At 52.5% G+C, this 998-nt stretch carries 2 protein-coding genes; one reads left to right on the forward strand and one right to left on the reverse strand.

Going from position 1 to position 998, the window contains the following annotated elements:
* Window positions 1-35: 35 nt before the first annotated feature.
* Window positions 36-413, reverse strand: coding sequence for a hypothetical protein (locus D5269_RS17915; RefSeq protein ID WP_166545248.1), 378 nt, complete (start codon window positions 411-413; stop codon window positions 36-38).
* 220 nt (window positions 414-633) lie between these two features.
* Here D5269_RS17915 and D5269_RS17920 point away from each other — a divergent pair.
* A partial coding sequence (locus tag D5269_RS17920) for a LytTR family DNA-binding domain-containing protein (protein ID WP_147408085.1) occupies window positions 634-998 on the forward strand: 365 nt, incomplete at its 3' end.

Here is a 998-nt window from a genome sequence, read left to right on the forward strand (position 1 = left end):
CTGGGCAGGCGCTTTTTGGTTTTGGGACGGGCGGCTCACAAAGCGTTTGTGTTTTGCGTCATAAGCTGCCCAAAGGCTTTCTGCATGGCGGGCAGGGCAACAGGCTTTTGCCCAAACCAGTCCGCGTTGTAGCGGTAGGCGCGCAGGGCGAAGTCCAGGTCAGAAAACCAGAAAATCCGCGCCTTTGGCCGTTCCTCCCGCAGCAGTTCCACCACCTCCAGGCTGAACGTGCCGTCCTGCGCCACCACAAACAGGTCAAAATCTGGCCTGTCCCGCACCATGCCGCAAAAATCCTCCTGTCTGGCATAGGGGACGATCTCCGCAAAACGCAGGTATTCCCTGGCGCACCGGTCAAGCTGCCCTGACAGTGCTTTCAGTTCTCCGGGGTTTTCATTATAAAGTGCAATCCTCAATCCGGCTCCTCCTTTCCGCAGTATATAAAAATGAAAAAATGGCATCAAAAAAACCGACCCTTTTAAGGAATCGGTTATATATTTAGCATAGCGTTTTTCCCGTTCTTGTCAATAGGCTCTGCATGAGATGTCAAAAATCTGCATGAGATGTAGGTCAGGACGCTGAAAATATGGTATAATGGGTCTTGACAAACGAAGTCTTTTGTGTTAGGAGGCGAAAATGATGCGAATTGCCATTGCAGACGACCTTTCCGCAGACGCTGGGAAACTGCGGGAATTTATCTGCCGCTGGGCGCGGGAGCAGGGGATTGTCCTGGTTCCGGCCCCGGCAGTTTTTGAAAGCGGCGAAGCCCTGCTTGCAGGCTTTGCCCCGGATACCTTTGATGTGATTTTTCTGGATATTTATATGTCCGGCATGACCGGCATGGAAGCGGCGAAAAAAATCCGGGAGCAGGACGATGCCTGCCAGCTAATCTTTACGACAACCACCAAGGAATTTGCTGTGGACAGCTATGATGTGGCGGCGGCATTTTACCTGGTCAAGCCCTATTCCTATGAAAAGCTGGCACAGGCCCTGACCCGGTG

Origin of the sequence: Anaerotruncus sp. 1XD42-93, from assembly GCF_009917605.1 — a bacterium.
Taxonomy (GTDB): Bacteria; Bacillota; Clostridia; order Oscillospirales; family Ruminococcaceae; genus Anaerotruncus.